Genomic DNA, 382 nt, shown 5'->3' with positions numbered 1-382 from the left:
GCTAAATCAATAATTTCGATTGATAAAACAAACGAAACACTTCCACCAGAATTTGTTGCTGTAACTTCATAATCCGTAGCTGATTGTAAAACCGTTGGTGTGCCAGAAATTATTCCGGTTGTTGTGTCGAATGATAATCCGTTTGGCAAACTTGGAACAATTGAAAATACTAAATTTTCGCCCGAAACCGTTGGTTGTAAATTGGTAATTATTTCATCGATGGTGAAAACATTTGGCGTTGCATAACTAAGTAAAGTTGGCGCAACATCAATCACTGCAATCGACAAGGTAAAAGTTGTACTTCCACCAGAATTCGTAGCCGTAACTTCATAATCCGTAGCCGATTGTAAAACCGTTGGCGTTCCAGAAATTATTCCGGTTG

General features: G+C 38.2%; 1 protein-coding gene. It reads right to left on the bottom strand.

What is annotated here, in order from left to right; translation table 11 throughout:
• A partial coding sequence (locus tag G6042_RS00610; protein ID WP_211161594.1) for a putative Ig domain-containing protein occupies positions 1-382 on the bottom strand: 382 nt, incomplete at both ends.

Source organism: Flavobacterium solisilvae, from assembly GCF_012911605.1.
Classification (GTDB): domain Bacteria; phylum Bacteroidota; class Bacteroidia; order Flavobacteriales; family Flavobacteriaceae; genus Flavobacterium; species Flavobacterium solisilvae.
Note: the sequence above shows the minus strand (reverse complement) of the source record. Positions and strands in the feature narration are given on the sequence as shown.